17 protein-coding genes are annotated in these 18,112 nt (G+C 72.7%); 9 read left to right on the forward strand and 8 right to left on the reverse strand.

Features of this window, described 5'->3' with window-relative positions; translation table 11 throughout:
* Positions 1–12: 12 nt before the first annotated feature.
* Genes ACLZN2_RS05755 through ACLZN2_RS05770 form a run of 4 tightly spaced genes read right to left on the reverse strand, consistent with a single transcriptional unit; the run spans position 13 to position 4,397 of the window.
* Entirely contained in the window at positions 13–792 is a 780-nt protein-coding gene (locus ACLZN2_RS05755) for a CDP-alcohol phosphatidyltransferase family protein (RefSeq protein WP_416977273.1), read from the reverse strand.
* Positions 770–1,831 carry an iron-containing alcohol dehydrogenase family protein gene (locus ACLZN2_RS05760; RefSeq protein ID WP_416977274.1) on the reverse strand — a complete coding sequence of 354 codons (1,062 nt, stop codon included), beginning with the start codon at positions 1,829–1,831 and terminating at the stop codon, positions 770–772. Before ACLZN2_RS05760 ends, ACLZN2_RS05755 begins: the two co-directional genes overlap by 23 nt.
* Positions 1,819–2,571 (reverse strand): sugar phosphate nucleotidyltransferase, encoded by a 753-nt coding sequence (locus tag ACLZN2_RS05765; RefSeq protein ID WP_416977275.1) that lies wholly within the window; start codon positions 2,569–2,571, stop codon positions 1,819–1,821. The genes ACLZN2_RS05760 and ACLZN2_RS05765 overlap by 13 nt, the downstream gene beginning before the upstream one ends.
* Positions 2,568–4,397 (reverse strand): DUF5941 domain-containing protein, encoded by a 1,830-nt coding sequence (locus ACLZN2_RS05770; RefSeq protein ID WP_416977276.1) that lies wholly within the window; start codon positions 4,395–4,397, stop codon positions 2,568–2,570. The genes ACLZN2_RS05765 and ACLZN2_RS05770 overlap by 4 nt, the downstream gene beginning before the upstream one ends.
* Before the next feature lie 321 nt (positions 4,398–4,718).
* Here ACLZN2_RS05770 and galE point away from each other — a divergent pair, with 321 nt between their 5' ends.
* From galE to idi, 3 genes are all read left to right on the forward strand, one after another.
* Positions 4,719–5,684 (forward strand): UDP-glucose 4-epimerase GalE, encoded by a 966-nt coding sequence (gene galE, locus ACLZN2_RS05775; RefSeq protein WP_416977277.1) that lies wholly within the window; start codon positions 4,719–4,721, stop codon positions 5,682–5,684.
* A 136-nt stretch (positions 5,685–5,820) separates the two neighbouring features.
* Complete coding sequence (locus tag ACLZN2_RS05780; RefSeq protein WP_416977278.1) at positions 5,821–6,762, forward strand: cation diffusion facilitator family transporter; 942 nt, start codon at positions 5,821–5,823, stop codon at positions 6,760–6,762.
* A 195-nt stretch (positions 6,763–6,957) separates the two neighbouring features.
* Positions 6,958–7,551, forward strand: a complete 594-nt coding sequence (idi, locus tag ACLZN2_RS05785) for an isopentenyl-diphosphate Delta-isomerase (RefSeq protein WP_416977279.1) — start codon at positions 6,958–6,960, stop codon at positions 7,549–7,551.
* Positions 7,552–7,563: 12 nt separating this feature from the next.
* On the opposite strand, the gene ACLZN2_RS05790 is transcribed toward idi, so the two are convergent.
* Complete coding sequence (locus ACLZN2_RS05790; protein WP_416977548.1) at positions 7,564–8,082, reverse strand: ATP-binding protein; 519 nt, start codon at positions 8,080–8,082, stop codon at positions 7,564–7,566.
* A gap of 186 nt (positions 8,083–8,268) precedes the next feature.
* Between ACLZN2_RS05790 and ACLZN2_RS05795 the strand changes: the two genes are divergently transcribed.
* Positions 8,269–9,021 (forward strand): enoyl-CoA hydratase/isomerase family protein, encoded by a 753-nt coding sequence (locus tag ACLZN2_RS05795; RefSeq protein ID WP_416977280.1) that lies wholly within the window; start codon positions 8,269–8,271, stop codon positions 9,019–9,021.
* Here ACLZN2_RS05795 and ACLZN2_RS05800 read toward each other — a convergent pair.
* Both ACLZN2_RS05800 and ACLZN2_RS05805 read right to left on the reverse strand, forming a co-directional pair.
* Complete coding sequence (locus tag ACLZN2_RS05800; protein WP_416977281.1) at positions 9,008–9,643, reverse strand: DJ-1/PfpI family protein; 636 nt, start codon at positions 9,641–9,643, stop codon at positions 9,008–9,010. The genes ACLZN2_RS05795 and ACLZN2_RS05800 overlap by 14 nt on opposite strands.
* 19 nt (positions 9,644–9,662) lie before the next feature.
* Positions 9,663–10,640 (reverse strand): GlxA family transcriptional regulator, encoded by a 978-nt coding sequence (locus tag ACLZN2_RS05805; protein WP_416977282.1) that lies wholly within the window; start codon positions 10,638–10,640, stop codon positions 9,663–9,665.
* A gap of 167 nt (positions 10,641–10,807) precedes the next feature.
* Here ACLZN2_RS05805 and ACLZN2_RS05810 point away from each other — a divergent pair, with 167 nt between their 5' ends.
* The 4 genes from ACLZN2_RS05810 (at position 10,808) to ACLZN2_RS05825 (ending at position 15,314) form a co-directional block, all read left to right on the forward strand.
* Positions 10,808–10,939, forward strand: a complete 132-nt coding sequence (locus ACLZN2_RS05810; RefSeq protein ID WP_416977283.1) for an LPFR motif small protein — start codon at positions 10,808–10,810, stop codon at positions 10,937–10,939.
* A 92-nt stretch (positions 10,940–11,031) separates the two neighbouring features.
* On the forward strand, positions 11,032–13,434 hold the full coding sequence (locus tag ACLZN2_RS05815) for a Tex family protein (RefSeq protein ID WP_416977284.1): 2,403 nt from the start codon (positions 11,032–11,034) through the stop codon (positions 13,432–13,434).
* 689 nt (positions 13,435–14,123) lie between these two features.
* Positions 14,124–14,687 carry a putative glycolipid-binding domain-containing protein gene (locus tag ACLZN2_RS05820; RefSeq protein ID WP_416977285.1) on the forward strand — a complete coding sequence of 188 codons (564 nt, stop codon included), beginning with the start codon at positions 14,124–14,126 and terminating at the stop codon, positions 14,685–14,687.
* Between the two features lie 42 nt (positions 14,688–14,729).
* Positions 14,730–15,314 (forward strand): DinB family protein, encoded by a 585-nt coding sequence (locus tag ACLZN2_RS05825; protein WP_416977286.1) that lies wholly within the window; start codon positions 14,730–14,732, stop codon positions 15,312–15,314.
* 18 nt (positions 15,315–15,332) lie between these two features.
* Here ACLZN2_RS05825 and ACLZN2_RS05830 read toward each other — a convergent pair whose 3' ends face one another.
* Entirely contained in the window at positions 15,333–16,985 is a 1,653-nt protein-coding gene (locus ACLZN2_RS05830; protein ID WP_416977287.1) for an ABC-F family ATP-binding cassette domain-containing protein, read from the reverse strand.
* A gap of 95 nt (positions 16,986–17,080) precedes the next feature.
* Between ACLZN2_RS05830 and ACLZN2_RS05835 the strand changes: the two genes are divergently transcribed.
* Positions 17,081–18,049, forward strand: a complete 969-nt coding sequence (locus ACLZN2_RS05835) for an NAD(P)/FAD-dependent oxidoreductase (protein ID WP_416977288.1) — start codon at positions 17,081–17,083, stop codon at positions 18,047–18,049.
* Positions 18,050–18,112: the final 63 nt, after the last annotated feature.

The raw sequence follows: 18,112 nt of genomic DNA on the forward strand, positions 1-18,112 counted from the left end.
CCTTCAGGGCACTCACTTGAGCCTGCTCGACGCGAGGATCGACACCAGGTGCAGCAGGGTCTGCAGCACGGCGATACCGGCGAGGACGGCGACACCGAGCCGGGTGAAGAAGAGGTCGCCGCGGACCTGGTCGGCGATCGCCAGGGCCAGGATCAGCAGGGACGCCTCGATGCCGAGGATCAGCCGGTGGAACTTCAGCGCGGCGGCGGCCCGGCGGGCCAGCGCCATGCCGGAGGAGCGCATCTCGGCGGCGGCCTCCTTGACCGGCGGCTTGCCGGCCTGGTGGCGGGCGACGCCGACCAGGTCGGTCTCGGCCTTGATCAGGATCGCGCCGAGCGCGGCCAGCGTGCCGAGGAAGGCCCACAGCCAGTCGATACGGCCGCTGCCCCACAGGTCGGCGGCGCGCAGCCCGAGGCCCACCAGCACGGCGGCGTCGGTGAGGTACGCGCCGACGCGGTCGAGGTAGACCCCGTTGAGCGAGTACATCTTCTTCCAGCGCGCGATCTCGCCGTCGACGCAGTCCAGCAGCAGGTACAGCTGGACGCAGAGGACGCCGAGCACGGCGCCCGGGATCCCCGGCACGAGCAATGCCGGGGCCGAGAGCACGCCGAAGACGGTCATCAGGTACGTGAGCTGGTTGGGCGTGACCCTGGTGTTCACCAGGTAGCGGTCCACCCGCAGGGACACCTCACGCATGTAGAGGCGTCCCATCCAGTGCTCACCGCTGCGCCGGTCCTTCACCCCCGGAGGGTGGACGACCGGTCTGAGTTCAGCTACCGATGGCCTTGACATAGTCGGCGTAGATGTCCTTGATCTGTTCGGTCTTGAGGTCGAGGTGTTCGAGGATCGTGTAGCGGCCCGGCCGGGTCTCGGGGGCGAACTCCACCACGCGGACGAACTCGTCCACGGTGAAGCCGATCTCCTCCGGCAGCACCGGCAGCCCGTGCCTTCTCAGCACCTCGGCCATGTTGGCCGACTCCTCGTGGGCTCCGCGCAGGTACATCGCGAAGGCGGCGCCGAGGCCGCACTGCTCGCCGTGGGCGGCGGCGCGCCGGGGGAAGAGAAGGTCGAAGGCGTGGTTGATCTCGTGGCACGCGCCGGAGGACGGGCGGGAGTCGCCGGACACCGACATGGCGATGCCGCTGAGCACCAGCGCCTCGGCCAGCACCTGGAGGAAGCCGGTGTCGCCGATGCCGCCGGGGTGGCGCAGGACCGCCTCGCCGGCCTGGCGGGCGATCGCGGCGGCGAGGCCGTCGATCTTCTCGCCCTTGACCCGGTTGGCGAGCTCCCAGTCGGCGATGGCCGAGATGTTCGACACCGCGTCGCCGATGCCGGCGCGCACGAACCGCACCGGGGCCTCGCGGATGACGTCCAGGTCGATCACGACGGCGATCGGGTTGGGCACACCGTAGGAGCCGCGGCCCGCGTCGTTGTCGAGGGTGGCGACCGGGGAGCACAGGCCGTCGTGCGCGAGGTTCGTGGGGACGGCGACCAGCGGGAGGCCGACCCGTGCCGCGGCGAACTTGGCGCAGTCGATGATCTTGCCGCCGCCCAGGCCGACGACCGCGTCGTAGTGGCCGGCCTTTATGTCGCCGGCCAGCCGGACCGCGTCGTCGAGGGTGCCGCCGCCGACCTCGTACCAGGTGGCGCCGGGCAGCAGGGGCGTGAGCCGCTCGCGCAGCCGGGAGCCCGAGCCGCCGCTGACGGCGACGGCGAGCTTCCCGGAGTGCGAGATGCGCTCGTCGGCGAGGACGTATCCCAGGTCGTCGAGGGCACCCGGGCGGATGTCCACGACGACCGGCGAGGGGATGAGCCGGGTCAGTACTGGCACGCGATCTCCCGTCCGCGGGCGAGATCGTCGTGGTTGTCGATCTCCACCCACTGCACGTCGCCGATCGGCGCGACGTCGATGCGGAAGCCCCGGTTCACCAGCTCCTGGTAGCCGTGCTCGTAGAACTGCTGCGGGTCGGTCTCCCACACGGTCCTGAGTGCGTCGGCGAGCTCGGGGGCGGCGTCGCCCTCGATGAGCGTGACGCCGATGTACTCGCCGGTGGCCTCGGCGGGGTCCATCAGCTTGGTGATCCTCGTCATGCCCTTCTCGGGGTCGACGACGACCTTCATCTCCTCGTCGGCGAGGTTCTTCACCGTGTCCAGCGCCAGGATGATGCGACGGCCCTCGCCGCGGGCGGCGAGCAGGGTCTGCTCGACGGAGACCGGGTGCACGGTGTCACCGTTGGCGAGGATCACCCCGTCCTTGAGGGCGTCACGGCCGCACCACAGGGAGTAGGCGTTGTTCCACTCCTCGGCCTTGTCGTTGTCGATCAGGGTGAGCTTGAGGCCGTACTTCGCCTCCAGCGCCTCCTTGCGCGCGTACACGGCCTCCTTGCGGTAGCCGACGATGACCGCGACCTCGGTCAGCCCGATCTCGGCGAAGTTGCCGAGGGTCAGGTCGAGGACCGTGGGCTCGCCCTCTATGCCCGCGGGCCCCACCGGCACCAGCGCCTTGGGCAGGCTGTCGGTGTAGGGGCGCAGACGCCGTCCGGCGCCGGCCGCCAGCACGAGGCCGATCATGCGGGTTCTCCTTCATCGTGTACGGCGGGCGCCCCTGCGGACGCCCAGAAGCGGATGCTCTCGACGAGCACCAGCAGGGCGACGGCCACGGCGAGCGCCGTGAGCGCGACCTTGAACTGCGAGGCGGTGAGCAGCGCGGCAAGGACGGCGACGAGCAGTGCCCGCCCTTCGTGCCCCCCTGTGGCGCGCACCAGCCAGGCCCGGGGCGCTCCGGCGTTGCCGCGGATGCGGTACACCGTGTCGTAGTGATGGTAGGCGACGGCGGCCACCAGGCCGAAAGCCGCAGGAAGGGCTCCGTTCACGTCCGCTTTGGCTGCCAGGATCAGGACGGTGCCGTATTCGGCGGCGCGGAAGATCGGCGGGATCAGCCAGTCGAGGGCGCCCTTGAGAGGGTGCGAGACGGCGTCGGCGGACAGCAGGACGTAGACGGCGGCGCACACGACGACCGACCAGCCCGGCCCGTCGATCCAGGCCGCCAGCACGAGACATACGGCGCCGATGGCGGCGAGGACAGGCGCCAGCACGGGGAGCTGGCTCGGCAGGAAGCGCGCGAACAACTGGGCGAGCGCGCCGCTGTCCGTCAGATCCGCCAGCGCCTGCGCCGCCCGGTCCGTGCGCTGCGCGCTGCGCGTCACCGACCGCAGTACGCGCCCCGCCGTCGTGTACGTCGCCGCGAAGGCGCAGCCGACGAGGAGCGCGTAGAAGGTGATGCGGGGAGTGGTGGCCGCCGTGAGGACGGCGATCATGGCCCATCGTTCGCCGATGGGCAGGACTATCATCCGGCGCACCCAGACCGTCCAGCCGACGCTGTCGAGCCTGCCGGAGAGGGCGGCGGTGGGGCTGGTGTTGGCGGTGGCGTCGTGGTTGGCCTCGTTGAAGGAGAAGTCGACCACGTGCCGGCAGGTCTGCAGGATCATCGCGCCGAGCGCCAGCGCCCAGACGTCGTCGCCGCCGCGTGCCGCTCCCAGGGCGAGGCCCGCGTAGTAGGCGTACTCCTTGATCCGGTCGAAGGTGGCGTCCAGCCAGGCGCCGAGCGTGGAGTACTGCAGGGAGTAGCGGGCGAGCTGGCCGTCGGTGCAGTCCAGTACGAACGAGGCGATCAGCAGGACACCGGCCGCGACGAAGCCGCCCCGGGTGCCGGTGGCCGCGCACCCGGCCGCGATCAGCGCGGTGATCAGGGAGGCGGTGGTGACCTGGTTGGGAGTGAGGCCCCGGCGGGCGCACCAGCGGGCGATGTAGCGGGAGTACGGGCTGATGAAGAAGGTGGTGAAGAACCCGTCGCGGGCCTTCACGGCCGACTTCAGGCGTACGGCCTCGTCGTCGACGGCGGCGACGGCCTGCCGTGCCTCGTTGCGGGCCTGCGGGTCGGCGGGGACCTCGGCGACCAGACTGCCCAGCTCGGGGCGGTGGACGCCCACGCCGTCGGTGTCGAGGGCGGTGACGACGCGGTCGGCGAGGCTGTCCACGTCCCCCACGCTCGGCTTCGCTCGCGCGGGGGCACCCCCATGGGCGGTGCCGCCGCTCGCGGAGTTCTCGTGGGCCAGCGCGCGGGTGAGGGCCGGGCGGCCGGCGGGCTGCGCGGTGAGCGCGCCCGGGATCGCGGCGAGCGGGAAGCGCGGGTCGGTGAGGCCGAGGCGCAGGGCGTGCACATGGCCGACGAAGCCGGCGTCGACGACGGCGACCCGCTCCCGGGCCGGCACGTCGGCGAGCAGCGCCTCGGTATCGGCGGCGTCGGCGGCCTGCCGGACGTCGAAACCGAGGGAGCGCAGGTCGCCCTCGATCGACGATCCGGGTACCGGCTGACCGGTGAGGATGGCGGTCGGCAACCGAACTCACTCCCTGGGTCCCGACGCGTCCGCGCCGGTCGTGTACACGATGGAGGCGCCCTCGGCCTGCCCCGGTCGGGGCCGGGCGGGCGGCATGTCGGCAGAGGCTATCGGATGCCGGGAAGGCCACGTTCACCGGCCGTTCAGCTCCGGTCAACACGGTTCGGCGGCACGGTGTGACCGGCCTTTGCCGAGATCATCATCATCGATCGGCGGCCCGCCCCACAAACCGCGCGGCTCCGGAGCACGAGCCACCGGGCCATGTGTCTGACATAGGGGACATTGCGGGCGACGCGGGGGCTCGGCATAGGGTGGGCGGCCATGACGTGGCTGATCACCGGCGGAGCCGGATACATAGGGGCCCATGTGGCGCGGGCCATGACGGGCGCCGGGGAGCGCGTCGTCGTCCTGGACGACCTCTCGGCCGGGTCCGCGGCCCGGCTGCCGGCGGACGTGGAGCTGGTGCGGGGCTCGTCGCTGGACGCCGCCCTGCTCAAGGAGGTCCTGACCGGGCACGCCGTGACGGGTGTGGTGCACCTGGCCGCGCACAAGCAGGTCGCCGAGTCGGTGGCGCGGCCCACCCGGTACTACCGGGAGAACGTCGGCGGTCTGGCCACGCTCCTGGAGGCGGTGGCCGAGGCCGGGGTGCGGCGGTTCGTGTTCTCCTCGTCCGCGGCCGTCTACGGCAACCCGGATGTGGACCTCATCACGGAGGACACCCCCTGTGCCCCGGTGAACCCGTACGGCGAGACCAAGCTCGCCGGGGAGTGGCTGGTGCGGGCGGCGGGACAGGCGCACGGCATCACGACGACGTGCCTGCGCTACTTCAACGTGGCCGGTGCCGCGGCGCCGGAGCTGGCCGACACCGGGGTGTTCAACATCGTGCCGATGGTCTTCGACCGGCTGACCCGCGACGAGGCCCCGCGGATCTTCGGCGACGACTACCCGACGCCGGACGGCACCTGTGTACGGGACTACATCCATGTCGCCGACCTGGCCGAGGCGCATCTCGCGGCGGCCCGCCGGCCGGCCGGAGACGGGGGCGATCTGACCGTCAACATCGGGCGCGGCGAGGGCGTCTCGGTGCGCGAACTGGTCACGCTGATCGGCGAGGTGACGGGCGACACCCGGCCCGCGGTCGTCGAGGGGCGGCGCCCGGGTGACGCGCCGCGGGCGGTCGCCTCGGCCGAACGGGCCGCACGGGAGCTGGGCTGGACGGCCCGGCGCGGGGTACGCGAGATGGTGGAGTCGGCCTGGTGGGGTTGGCGGCTGCACCACCGTGGCTGAACGCGACTGAGGGTGCCCTGACCTGCACTTCGTTTCCGCAGGTCAGGGCACATGACAACGGTGTTCAGTGCCGCGTTGCCGGATACCCCCCACCCGTAGTTCACTGTGATCCGGCGACCACAGGAGGGTGCTTTCCATGGGGGCTGGGCACGACCACGGCCACGGACACACGCACGCGCCGACCACCGGTACGGCCTCGGCGGCGTACCGCGGCAGACTGCGCGTCGCGCTGGCGATCACGCTCGGCGTCATGGTGGTCGAGATCGTCGGCGGGCTCCTCGCGGACTCCCTCGCGCTGATCGCGGACGCGGCGCACATGGCGACGGACGCCCTGGGCCTCGGCATGGCGCTGCTCGCCATCCACTTCGCGAACCGTCCGGCGAGCACCAAGCGCACCTTCGGGTACGCGCGTGCCGAGATCCTGGCGGCGCTCGCCAACTGTCTGCTGCTGCTCGGGGTCGGCGGATACGTCCTGTACGAGGCGGTGCAGCGGTTCATCACACCGGCCGGTACCGAGGGCGGGCTGATGATCTGGTTCGGCGCCGTCGGCCTGGTCGCGAACATGATCTCGCTCACGCTGCTGATGCGGGGCCAGGCGGAGAGCCTGAACGTGCGCGGGGCGTTCCTGGAGGTGGCGGCGGACGCGCTGGGCTCGGTCGCGGTGCTGATCTCGGCGGCCGTGATCCTCACCACCGGCTGGGAGTACGCCGACCCGATCGCCTCGCTGGTGATCGGCCTGATGATCGTGCCGCGCACCGTGAAGCTGCTGCGCGAGACGCTCGACGTGCTGCTGGAGTCGGCGCCCAAGGACGTCGACATGGCGGAGGTACGGGCCCACATCGTCGCCCTGGACGGGGTGGAGGACATCCACGATCTGCACGCCTGGACGATCACCTCGGGGATGCCGGTGCTGTCGGCGCACGTGGTGGTGCGCTCGGACGTGCTGAACGCGATCGGCCACGAGAAGATGCTGCACGAGCTGCAGGGCTGCCTCGGCGACCACTTCGACGTGGAGCACTGCACGTTCCAGCTGGAGCCGGTCGGCCACGCGGAGCACGAGGCGCGGCTCTGCCACTGAGCCGGTGAACCGCCGAGGTCACGGGGCCAGCAATTCGCACACCCGTTCAGGACGGTTCTCCGGCCGGGGCGCCGGGCAAGATCACCCGCGGAACCCGCCGCCGTGCGCGGGCGGGCGCGGCGTTTGCGTGAAGCGCCGGGCGGGCCGGGCTCGTGCGGCAGACTGGGGACGCGAGGACCGATGCTAAGGATGGGTATGCCGATCACACCTGCCACCGCTGCGCACAGTTCGTCGAGCGGCACCGCGGAAGCGATTTTGCTGGAACTGGTCGACGAGAACGGCGTGACGATCGGCACCGAGGAGAAGCTCACGGCCCACCAGCCGCCGGGCCTGCTGCACCGCGCGTTCTCCGTGTTCCTCTTCGACGAGCGGGGCCGGCTGCTGCTCCAGCAGCGGGCGCTCGGCAAGTACCACTCCCCCGGTGTGTGGTCCAACACCTGCTGCGGTCACCCCTACCCCGGTGAGGCACCGTTCGCGGCGGCCGCGCGGCGCACGTTCGAGGAGCTGGGGGTGTCCCCGACGCTGATGGCGGAGGCGGGCACGGTCCGCTACAACCATCCGGACCCGGCGTCGGGCCTGGTGGAGCAGGAGTACAACCACCTCTTCGTCGGGATGGTGCAGTCGGCGCTCCGGCCGGACCCGGAGGAGGTCGGCGACACGGCGTTCGTGACGCCCGCCGAGCTGGCCGAGCGGCATGCGAAGGACACGTTCTCCGCGTGGTTCATGACGGTGCTGGACGCGGCCCGGCCCGCGGTACGGGAACTGACGGGACCGTCGGCCGGCTGGTGAGCCTCAGGGCGCTCAGGGCAGGCGGACGGGTTTGAGCGGCAGGGCGGCCCAGATCACCTTGCCGCCGCCGGACGTGTGCTCGACGTCGCACACCCCGCCCGCCTCCCTGGTGATCTCCCGCACCAGGAGCAGCCCGCGTCCGTTGGTCTCCTCGTGGTCGGCCTCGAGGGCCGTGGGGCGGTAGGGGTGGTTGTCCTCGACGGCCACCCGCACCCACTCGGCCCCGACGGCCACCTCCACCGCGAGCGTCGGCGACAGCAGCGCGGCATGCCGGACGGCGTTGGTGACCAGCTCCGAGACGATCAGCAGGAGCCCCTGGACCAGGTCCTCCGAGACGGGCACCCCCTGGCGCAGCAACAGATCCCGTACGGCGTGCCGGGCCTGCGGGACGGAGGCGTCCACGGCGGGTGCGGTGAACCGCCAGACGCCTTCGTAGGGCAGCGGCCGCCGCCCCGGGTCCGCCGCGGACCCGGCAGGTGCGTCCGCGTCGCCCTCTGGGCGTGGGTCGGGCCCGCGCCCGTGGTTGTCCATCGTCCGGTCGCCACCCTCGCGCTCGATTGTCACCACACGTCGAGTGTTGGTAACGAGCTGCGCCACCCCGTATGACTGACCAGAAGTCAGCGATTATCGAGCGTTTCCGACCACCACCGTCCAAGGCGGTCGCATGCGCGACCGCTCCCTGACCGGGCCGGGGGTGCGGAGGTTAGCATCCGGACCATGGAGCCCGAACTGCTGCACGGCGTCACCGACGGGGTCGCCACCGTCGTCCTGCACCACCCGGCGAAGCGCAACGCCATGACGGCCGCGATGTGGGCGGCGCTGCCCCCGCTGCTGGAGGCGCTGGCCGCCGATCCCGAGGTACGGGCGCTGGTCCTGACGGGTGCGGGCGGCACGTTCTGCGCGGGCGCCGACATCTCCACGCTCCAGGGGTCGCCGGACGAGGCGCAGGAGCTGGCCGTGCGGGCGGAGGACGCCCTCGCGGCGTTCCCCAAGCCGACGCTGGCGGCCGTGAAGGGGTACTGCGTGGGCGGGGGCGCTCAGCTCGCCGCGGCCTGCGATCTGCGGTTCGCCGAGGAGGGGGCGCTGTTCGGGGTGACCCCGGCGAAGCTCGGCATCGTCTACCCGTCCTCCGCCACCCGTCGGCTGGTGGCACTGGTCGGCCCGGCGACCGCCAAGTACCTCCTGTTCTCCGGCGAGTTGATCGACACCGAGCGGGCGCTGCGCACCGGTCTGGTCGACGAGGTGCTGCCCGCGGACGAACTCGACAAGCGGGTCGCGGAGTTCACCCGCGTCCTCGTCTCACGCTCCCGGCTGACCCAGGCCGCCGCGAAGGAGTTCGCGAACGGCCACACCGACCGGGACGCCCACTGGGCCGCCCAGGCCCGGCTCGGCGGCGACACCGCGGAAGGGGTCGCCGCGTTCCTGGAGCGCCGGGAGCCACACTTCACCTGGACCGTCACGCCAGGATGAACCGGCTGCGGGCCCGCAGGGCGTCGACGAGGTGCGCGGGCGCCTTGTGCGGGGCGCCGGCGTCGTAGGGCGGCTGCGGGTCGTACTCCGTGCCCAGCTGTACGGCCCGGGCGTGGTCGTCGCCCGCGATCCGGCCGAGCAGGGCGAGCCCCATGTCGATGCCGGCCGAGACACCGGCCGCGGTGACGTACTTGCCGTCGAAGACGACCCGTTCACCGGTGGGTTCGGCGCCGAACGCCCTGAGCTGCTCCAGCGCCAGCCAGTGCGAGGTGGCCCGGCGGCCCCGCAGGAGACCCGCGGCGGCGAGCAGCAGCGATCCGGAACACACCGAGGTCGTCCAGGTACTGGTCGCGTCCACGGTCCGGAGCCAGTCGAGAAGGTGCTCGTCCTCCATCAGCGCGCTCTGCCCCGGACCGCCCGAGACCACCACGACGTCGGGGGCGGGCACCTCCGACAGGGCCTTGTCGGCGGTGACGGCGAGGAAACCGGTCTCCGTGCGGACCGGTCCCGGCTTCCCGGCGACGAACACGGCCTCCGCGTCCGGGGCACGGGAGAGCATCTCGTAGGGGCCGACGACGTCGAGGGCGGTGAAACGGTCGTAGACGACGAAGGCGATCTGCATCGGTTTCCTCACTCGGTCTTCAGTGGGCGGGGGCAGGGGCGGCGGCAGGGGCGGGGCGGAAGCGGCGGCGGTACTCCGCCGGGGCCGTTCCCAGTGCCCTGACGAAGGCGCGTCGCATGCCCTCGGGGGTGCCGTAGCCGCTGGCGCGGGAGATCTCCTCGACGCCGTCGGCGGTGTCCTCCAGCAGCCGACGGGCGTGTTCGAGGCGGACCCGGTCGACGTAGCGGCCGGGGGTGGTGCCGGTGTCGGCGCGGAACGCGCGGGCGAAGTGGCGGGGGGAGAGCCGGGCGCGGGCGGCCAGCGCCTCGACGCTCAGATCGGCGCCGGGGTGCTCGGTGATCCAGTGCTGGACCTCCCGCAGGGGCTCCCGCCGCGCGGTCTGGGCGGCGAGCTGGGCGCTGAACTGGGCCTGGTTTCCGGGCCGGCGCAGGAAGACGACCAGATGCCGGGCGACGGTCAGCGCCGCGTCCCGGCCGAGATCCTCCTCGACCAGAGCGAGTGCCAGGTCGATGCCGGAGGTGACGCCGGCCGAGGTGTAGACGCTGCCGTCGCGGACGTAGATCGGATCGGGGTCGACCCGGACGGCGGGGTGGTGCCGGGCGAGGGTGTCGCTGTAGGCCCAGTGGGTCGTCACCCGGCGGCCGTCCAGCAACCCGGCCGCGGCGAGCGGGATCGCGCCGGTGCACACGGACACGAGGCGCTCCGCGCGCGGGGCATGGATCCGCAGCCAGTCGGTGAGCTGCGGATCGTCCCGCCGGGTGCCCCGGCCGCCGGGGACGACGAGAGTGTGTGGGACACGCGCACGCGTGAGGGCCTCGTCCGGGACCAGCGTCAGCCCGCTGGAGGTGCGCACCGGGGCGCCGTCCAGGGAGGCCGTACGGATGCGGTACGACCCCGGCGTGTGCCGCTCGGCGCCCGTGAAGACCTCCAGGGGGCCGGTGACGTCGAGGCTCTGGACGTCGTCGAAGAGGACGAAGAGGACCGTTCGCTGCGCCATGGGGACGATTCTTCGCGGGCCCGGGCATGGCGGCAATGACGTGTTCCCCACCTTTTCTGCCATCCCTCCATCCCTGTTCTTTCGGAGGCCGGGGCATGGCCGGGCGGCGTCGCGGTACTCGGGACTCCACCCGGCCGCCGCGGCCGGGGAGAGGAAAGGGGAAGCTCGTGTTCCGTGCGATCGCAGACGTACTGCGGCAGATCGGTGGCGCGATCGCCACCGTGGTGACGCTGCCGTTCCGGGCGCTGGCCCGGCTCTTCGGCGGCGCTTCGGGCTCCGCGCGGAGCCGCCGGGCCTGATGACCGGCCCGATGACCGCGCCCTGATCCCCGAGTGTCGGTCCCGCCTGCCACAATTGCGGCGCAACCTCAGTGGAGAAGGCGGTACGGGTCGTGACCACACCCCTCGTAGGGTCCATCGAAGGCAGGATCGCCGAGGAACTCGGCGTACGGGAGCGGCAGGTGAAGGCCGCCGTGGAGCTGCTCGACGGCGGCTCCACGGTGCCTTTCATCGCCCGCTACCGCAAGGAAGCGACCGAGATGCTCGACGACGCGCAGCTGCGCACGCTCGAGGAGCGGCTGCGCTATCTGCGGGAGCTGGAGGAGCGGCGGACGGCGATCCTGGAGTCGGTGCGCGAACAGGGCAAGCTCACCGAGGCACTGGAGGCGCAGATCCGCGGCGCCGAGACGAAGGCGCGGCTGGAGGACATCTACCTTCCGTACAAGCCCAAGCGGCGCACCAAGGCGCAGATCGCGCGTGAGGCGGGTCTGGAGCCGCTGGCCGAGGGCCTGCTCGGTGACCCGGGCGTGGAGCCGCTCGCGGCGGCGGCCGCGTTCGTCGACGCCGGCAAGGGCGTCGCCGATCCGCAGGCCGCGCTGGAGGGCGCGCGGGCGATCCTGACCGAGCGGTTCTCGGAGGACGCCGACCTGATCGGCGAGCTGCGCGAGCGGATGTGGGGGCGTGGGCGGCTGGCCGCCAAGGTGCGCGACGGCAAGGAGGAGGCGGGCGCGAAGTTCGCCGACTACTTCGACTTCGCCGAGCCGTTCACCGAGCTGCCCTCGCACCGGATCCTGGCGATGCTGCGCGGCGAGAAGGAGGAGGTCCTCGACCTCGTCCTGGAGCCGGAGGAGCCCTCCGAGCAGCCCGGCCCGTCGTCGTACGAGGGGATCGTCGCGTCGAGGTTCGGCATCGCCGAGCGCGGCCGGCCGGGCGACAAGTGGCTGACGGACACCGTCCGCTGGGCCTGGCGGACCCGCATCCTCGTCCACCTCGGCATCGACCTGCGGCTGCGGCTGCGCACGGCCGCCGAGGACGAGGCGGTGAACGTGTTCGCCGCGAACCTGCGCGACCTGCTGCTCGCGGCGCCCGCCGGCACGCGCGCGACGCTGGGCCTGGACCCCGGCTTCCGTACGGGTGTGAAGGTGGCCGTGGTCGACGCGACCGGCAAGGTCGTCGCCACGGACGTCATCTACCCGCACGTCCCGGCGAACAAGTGGGACGAGGCGCTCGCCAAGCTCGCGCGGCTGGCGAAGGAGCACGCGGTCGAACTGGTCGCGATCGGCAACGGCACGGCGTCCCGCGAGACCGACAAGCTCGCCGGTGAGCTGATCGCGAAGCACCCGGAGCTGAAGCTCACCAAGGTGATGGTGTCCGAGGCGGGCGCCTCGGTGTACTCGGCCTCCGCGTTCGCCTCGCAGGAGCTGCCCGACATGGACGTCTCGCTGCGCGGCGCGGTCTCCATCGCGCGCCGGCTGCAGGACCCGCTCGCCGAGCTGGTGAAGATCGACCCGAAGTCCATCGGCGTCGGCCAGTACCAGCACGACCTGTCCGAGGTGAAGCTGTCGCGTTCGCTGGACGCGGTGGTGGAGGACTGTGTGAACGGCGTCGGCGTGGACGTCAACACGGCCTCGGCGCCGCTGCTCGCCCGGGTCTCCGGCATCACCTCCGGGCTCGCCGAGAACATCGTGGCGCACCGGGACGCCAACGGGCCGTTCACGTCCCGTACGGAACTGAAGAAGGTGTCGCGGCTCGGCCCCAAGGCCTACGAGCAGTGCGCGGGCTTCCTGCGGATCCGGGGCGGCTCCGACCCCCTGGACGCCTCCAGCGTGCACCCCGAGGCGTACCCCGTCGTACGGCGGATGGTGAAGACCTCCGGCCAGGAGGTGGCCTCCCTCATCGGCAACACGGGCGTGCTGCGCTCGCTGCGGCCGGCGGACTTCGTGGACGACACGTTCGGCCTGCCGACCGTCGGCGACATCCTCAAGGAGCTGGAGAAGCCGGGGCGCGACCCGCGGCCGGCGTTCAAGACGGCCACGTTCAAGGAGGGCGTGGAGAAGATCTCCGACCTTGCGCCCGGGATGGTCCTGGAGGGCGTCGTGACGAACGTGGCGGCCTTCGGCGCGTTCATCGACGTCGGTGTCCACCAGGACGGGCTGGCGCATGTCTCCGCGCTGTCGAAGACGTTCGTCAAGGACCCGCGGGACGTCGTCAAGCCGGGTGACATCGTCAGGGTGAAGGTCCTCGACGTCGACATCCCGCGCAAGCGGATCTCGCTCACCCTCCGGCTGGACGACGAGGCGGCCCCCCAGGGCCAGGACCGCTCCCCCGGCGGCGGCCGACCCCAGCGGGCCGGCGGGCGCCCGCCGCAGCAGCGGCAACAGGGCGACCGGCGCGGCGGCAACGGCGGCCAGCGCGGGACCGGCGCGGCGCGCCAGGCACCCCCACCGGCCAACAGCGCGATGGCCGACGCCCTGCGCCGAGCGGGCCTGCTGGACCCGAAGAAGGGCCGCGGCTGAGAAAGTCCACGGCCCGGGGCAGGGCCGCAGCGGACGCATACGGACCTGGCCGGGCCGGGGCCGCATCCAACGCGAGCGAGCCGCGGCTGAGGCGCGGCCGCCGTGATGGAGGCGAGCGGACCGGATCCCGGCCGGGCTACGACGAGCGGGCCCGACCCAGGCACGGCACGGACCGTGGCCGAGGCGAGCGGACCGGATCCAGGCCGGGCCGCGGCCAAGGCGAGCAGCCAAGACCGACAACACGCGAGCCGTGGCTCAGGCAAGGCGGCCGGATCCAGGCAGGGCGCGCGCCGCGACAGCGGCGAGCAGCCGGGGGCCGGCAACGCGCGGGCCGCGACTGAGGCGAGCGGACCGGATCCCGGCCGGGCTACGACGAGCGGGCCCGACCCAGGCACGGCACGGACCGTGGCCGAGGCGAGCGGACCGGATCCAGGCCGGGCCGCGGCCAAGGCGAGCAGCCAAGACCGACAACACGCGAGCCGTGGCTCAGGCAAGGCGGCCGGATCCAGGCAGGGCGCGCGCCGCGACAGCGGCGAGCAGCCGGGGGCCGGCAACGCGCGGGCCGTGGGTGAGGCGAGTGGGTCGGGGGCTGGCCGTGGTCAAGGTGAGTGGGCCGGGGTCGTTGTCGACGCGGGCGGGGCGGGTGGCGGTGGGGCGCCGGGGGACCGGTCCGCTCGTACAGTGACGGTATGACCACTTCGCGTGTCCTCACCTGGAGCGTTTCGGCGAGCGGCGGTTACGAGACCGCGTGGGCCGAGACGGGTGAGGGGGTGCTGCGGGCACGGGGGCGCGCGGTCGGGACGGTTCCGGAGCCGTACTGGGTGTCGTACGACCTCGACACCGCCGGCGGTTTCGTGACGCGGCGTCTGCGGGTGAGTGTCGAGACGGCCGAGCGGACCAGGTCGCTTGATCTGCGGCACGACGGGCAGGGCGGCTGGACGGCCGACGGGGAGCCGCTGCCCGGGTTCCGGGACGCCGTCGACTGCGATCTGGGCCTGTGCCCGCTCACCAACACCATGCCGGTGCTCCGGCACGGGCTGCACCGGACGCCCGGGGAACGTCGGCTGCTGATGGCGTGGGTGTCGGTACCGGCCCTGACCGTACGGTCCTCCTGGCAGACGTACACCCACCTCGGCCCGGGAGAGCGCGGCTCACGGGTGCGGTTCGCCTCCGGGACCTTCCGCGCCGATGTCGTCTTCGACGCGGACGGGTTCGTCGTCGACTACCCGGGACTGGCCGCGCGCCTCGCCTGAAAACCCGGTTGCCGGTGATCTTCCCGTCGGCAGACTGACCGTATGAGCGACCATGATCCCAAGTCGGATCTCCGGAAGTATCTGCAGGATGCCCGTACCGCGCTGCTGTGGAAGCTGGACGGGCTGTCGGAGTACGACGTGCGCCGGCCCATGACACCCACCGGCACCAGTCTGCTGGGCCTGGTCAAGCACGTGGCGGGCGCCGAGGCCCTGTACTTCGGGACGACCTACGGCCGGCCCTTCGCCGGGCCCCCGCTGTGGATCACCGGGGACGCCGAACCGAACGCGGACCTGTGGGCACGGCCCGACGAGACCCGTGAGGAGATCGTCGGGCTGTACCGGCGGGCCTGCGCCCACGCCGACGAGACGATCACCACCCTGCCCCTGGACACGGTCGGCCTGATCCCCGGAGACCAGGGCATCCGCATCACGCTTCACCACAGCCTCACCCACATGATCGCCGAAACCCACCGTCACGCCGGTCACGCCGACATCGTCCGCGAACTGATCGACGGATCGACCGGTCAGCGCCCCACCGGCGCCAACACGCCGGAGCGGGACACCGCGTGGTGGGCGGCGCACCGGGAGCGGGTGGAACGGGCCGCGCGGGAGGCCGGCGGGCACTGACCGTTACGGCACGGCACCTCAGGGCCTGCCCTGACGCTCCGTCACCTTGCCGTCCGCCACCTCCAGGCGGCGGGTCACATGGACCGCGTCCAGCATGCGGCGGTCGTGCGTGACCAGCAGCAGCGTGCCCTCGTAGGCGTCGAGGGCGGACTCCAGTTGTTCGATGGCCGGGAGGTCGAGGTGGTTCGTCGGCTCGTCGAGGACGAGGAGGTTGACCCCTCGGCCCTGGAGGAGGGCGAGGGCGGCGCGGGTGCGTTCGCCGGGTGACAGGGTGGCCGCCGGGCGCAGCACGTGGTCCGACTTCAGACCGAACTTGGCCAGCAGGGTGCGGACTTCGACCGGTTCGGTGTCGGGGACGGCCGCGCAGAAGGCGTCCAGCAGGGACTCCGAGCCGTGGAACAGCTTGCGCGCCTGGTCGACCTCGCCGACCAGGACACCCGAGCCGAGTGCCGCGTGCCCGCCGTCGAGGGGGATCCGGCCCAGCAGCGCGCCGAGCAGCGTCGACTTGCCCGCGCCGTTCGCACCGGTGACCGCGACCCGGTCGGCCCAGTCGATCTGCAGGGTCACCGGGCCGAAAGTGAAGTCGCCCCGCCGTACCTCCGCGTCCCGCAGCGTGGCGACCACCGCGCCGGAGCGCGGGGCGGACGCGATCTCCATGCGCAGCTCCCACTCCTTGCGGGGCTCCTCGACGACCTCCAGCCGTTCGATCATGCGCTGGGTCTGCCGGGCCTTCGCGGCCTGCTTCTCGCTGGCCTCGCTGCGGAACTTGCGGCCGATCTTGTCGTTGTCGTTGTTCGCCTTGCGGCGGGCGTTCTTCACGCCCTTGTCCATCCAGGAACGCTGCATCTGGGCGCGGTCCTGGAGGGCGGACCGCTTGTCGGCGTACTCCTCGTAGTCCTCGCGCGCGTGCCGGCGGGCCACGTCCCGCTCCTCCAGATAGGCGTCGTAGCCGCCGCCGTAGAGGTTGATCCGCTGCTGGGCGAGGTCGAGTTCGAGGACCTTGGTGACGGTGCGGGTGAGGAACTCGCGGTCGTGGCTGACGACGACCGTCCCGGCGCGCAGGCCGGTCACGAAGCGTTCGAGTCGTTCCAGGCCGTCGAGGTCGAGGTCGTTGGTGGGCTCGTCGAGGAGGAAGACGTCGTAGCGGGAGAGGAGGAGGGAGGCGAGGCCCGCGCGGGCGGCCTGGCCGCCGGACAGGGACGTCATCGGCTGGTCCAGGCCGACGCCGAGACCGAGGGAGTCGGCGACTTCCTCGGCGCGTTCGTCGAGGTCCGCGCCGCCGAGGCCGAGCCAGCGCTCCAGGCTCGTCGAGTACGCGTCGTCGGCGCCCGGGGTGCCGTCCACCAGGGCCTGGGTCGCCTCGTCCATGGCCCGCTGGGCCTCGGCGACACCGGTGCGGCGGGCGAGGAACTCCCGGACGGTCTCGCCGGGGCGGCGCTCCGGCTCCTGGGGCAGATGGCCGACGGTCGCGGTGGGCGGGGAGAGCCTGAGCTCGCCCTGCTCGGGCGCGGTGAGCCCGGCGAGCAGCCTCAGCAGGGTGGACTTGCCCGCGCCGTTGGCACCGACCAGCCCGATCACGTCACCGGGCGCGACGACGAGGTCCAGCCCGGAGAAGAGGGAGCGGTCGCCGTGTCCGGCGGCGAGGTTCTTGACGACGAGGGTGGCGGTCACAGGTCGTAGATCCTAGTGGCCGCGGGGAGGGGCGGGCGCGCGGGTTTCCCGGGCACGGCTCGCCGTCCTGCCGTTCGTTCGTCTATCGTCCGGACGTGGTCGGTGCATCGGGCAGTGAGGTCGTCGTGATCGGCGGCGGGGTCGTCGGGCTGACGACGGCCGTCGTCCTCGCCGAGCGTGGGCGGCGGGTGCGGGTGTGGACGCGGGACCCGGTGGAGCGGACCACCTCGGCGGTGGCCGGTGCGCTGTGGTGGCCGTACCACATCGAGCCGATGGCCGCGGCGCGGCGCTGGTCGCTGCGCTCGCTGGAGGTGTACGAGGAGCTGGCCGGCCGGTCCGAGGAGGCCGGGGTGCGGCTGGTGGAGGGCGCCATGGGCGGGGTCGACCCGGCCGAGGTCGAGGACTGGGCGGCGGGCCGGCTGGCGGTGCTGCGCCGGGCGACCGAGCGGGAGTACCCGGGCGGGGCCGCGGTGTGGGCGCGGCTGCCGCTGATCGACATGGCGGTGCATCTGCCGTGGCTGCGGGAGCGGTTGCGGCGGGCGGGCGGCTCGGTCGAGGAGCGTACGGTGACGGATCTGGCCGAGGCCGAGGCGCCGGTCGTCGTCAACTGCACGGGCCTGGGCGCGCGGGAGCTGGTGGGCGATCCGTCGGTACGGCCGCAGCGCGGGCAGCTGGTCGTGGTCGAGAACCCCGGGATCGACACCTGGCTCGTCGCCGACACCTCGGGCGCCGAACTGGCCTACCTCTTCCCGCAGCCCGGCCGCCTGCTCCTGGGCGGCACGGCCCAGGACGACGACTGGTCCGGGGAACCGGACCCGGCGCAGGCCGAGGCGATCGTACGGCGGTGCGCGGCACTGCGCCCGGAGGTCGCCGGGGCACGGATCCTGGAGCACCGGGTGGGCCTGCGCCCGGTGCGGCCCGCGGTGCGCCTGGAGCGGGAGACGCTGCCGGACGGTCGGGCGGTGGTGCACCACTACGGCCACGGCGGCGCGGGCGTGACAGTGGCCTGGGGCTGCGCCGAGGAGGCGGCCGCACTGGCCACCCCCTCGGCTGCAACGCCCTGAGCTGCAACGCCCTGAAGGGGCGCGGGGCCGTGTCGATCTGCGGCTCCGCCGCGCGGGCGCGAC

This window comes from Streptomyces sp. T028 (assembly GCF_048159505.1).
GTDB lineage: Bacteria > Actinomycetota > Actinomycetes > Streptomycetales > Streptomycetaceae > Streptomyces.

Excerpts from the sequence above, each read along its gene's own strand:
- ACLZN2_RS05755 (WP_416977273.1), bottom strand. The coding sequence starts at position 792 with ATGTCAAGGCCATCGGTAGCTGAACTCAGACCGGTCGTCCACCCTCCG.
- ACLZN2_RS05765 (WP_416977275.1), bottom strand. The coding sequence starts at position 2,571 with ATGATCGGCCTCGTGCTGGCGGCCGGCGCCGGACGGCGTCTGCGCCCC.
- galE (WP_416977277.1), top strand. The coding sequence starts at position 4,719 with ATGACGTGGCTGATCACCGGCGGAGCCGGATACATAGGGGCCCATGTG.
- ACLZN2_RS05780 (WP_416977278.1), top strand. The coding sequence starts at position 5,821 with ATGGGGGCTGGGCACGACCACGGCCACGGACACACGCACGCGCCGACC.
- idi (WP_416977279.1), top strand. The coding sequence starts at position 6,958 with ATGCCGATCACACCTGCCACCGCTGCGCACAGTTCGTCGAGCGGCACC.
- ACLZN2_RS05790 (WP_416977548.1), bottom strand. The coding sequence starts at position 8,082 with ATGGACAACCACGGGCGCGGGCCCGACCCACGCCCAGAGGGCGACGCG.
- ACLZN2_RS05795 (WP_416977280.1), top strand. The coding sequence starts at position 8,269 with ATGGAGCCCGAACTGCTGCACGGCGTCACCGACGGGGTCGCCACCGTC.
- ACLZN2_RS05800 (WP_416977281.1), bottom strand. The coding sequence starts at position 9,643 with ATGCAGATCGCCTTCGTCGTCTACGACCGTTTCACCGCCCTCGACGTC.
- ACLZN2_RS05805 (WP_416977282.1), bottom strand. The coding sequence starts at position 10,640 with ATGGCGCAGCGAACGGTCCTCTTCGTCCTCTTCGACGACGTCCAGAGC.
- ACLZN2_RS05820 (WP_416977285.1), top strand. The coding sequence starts at position 14,124 with ATGACCACTTCGCGTGTCCTCACCTGGAGCGTTTCGGCGAGCGGCGGT.
- ACLZN2_RS05825 (WP_416977286.1), top strand. The coding sequence starts at position 14,730 with ATGAGCGACCATGATCCCAAGTCGGATCTCCGGAAGTATCTGCAGGAT.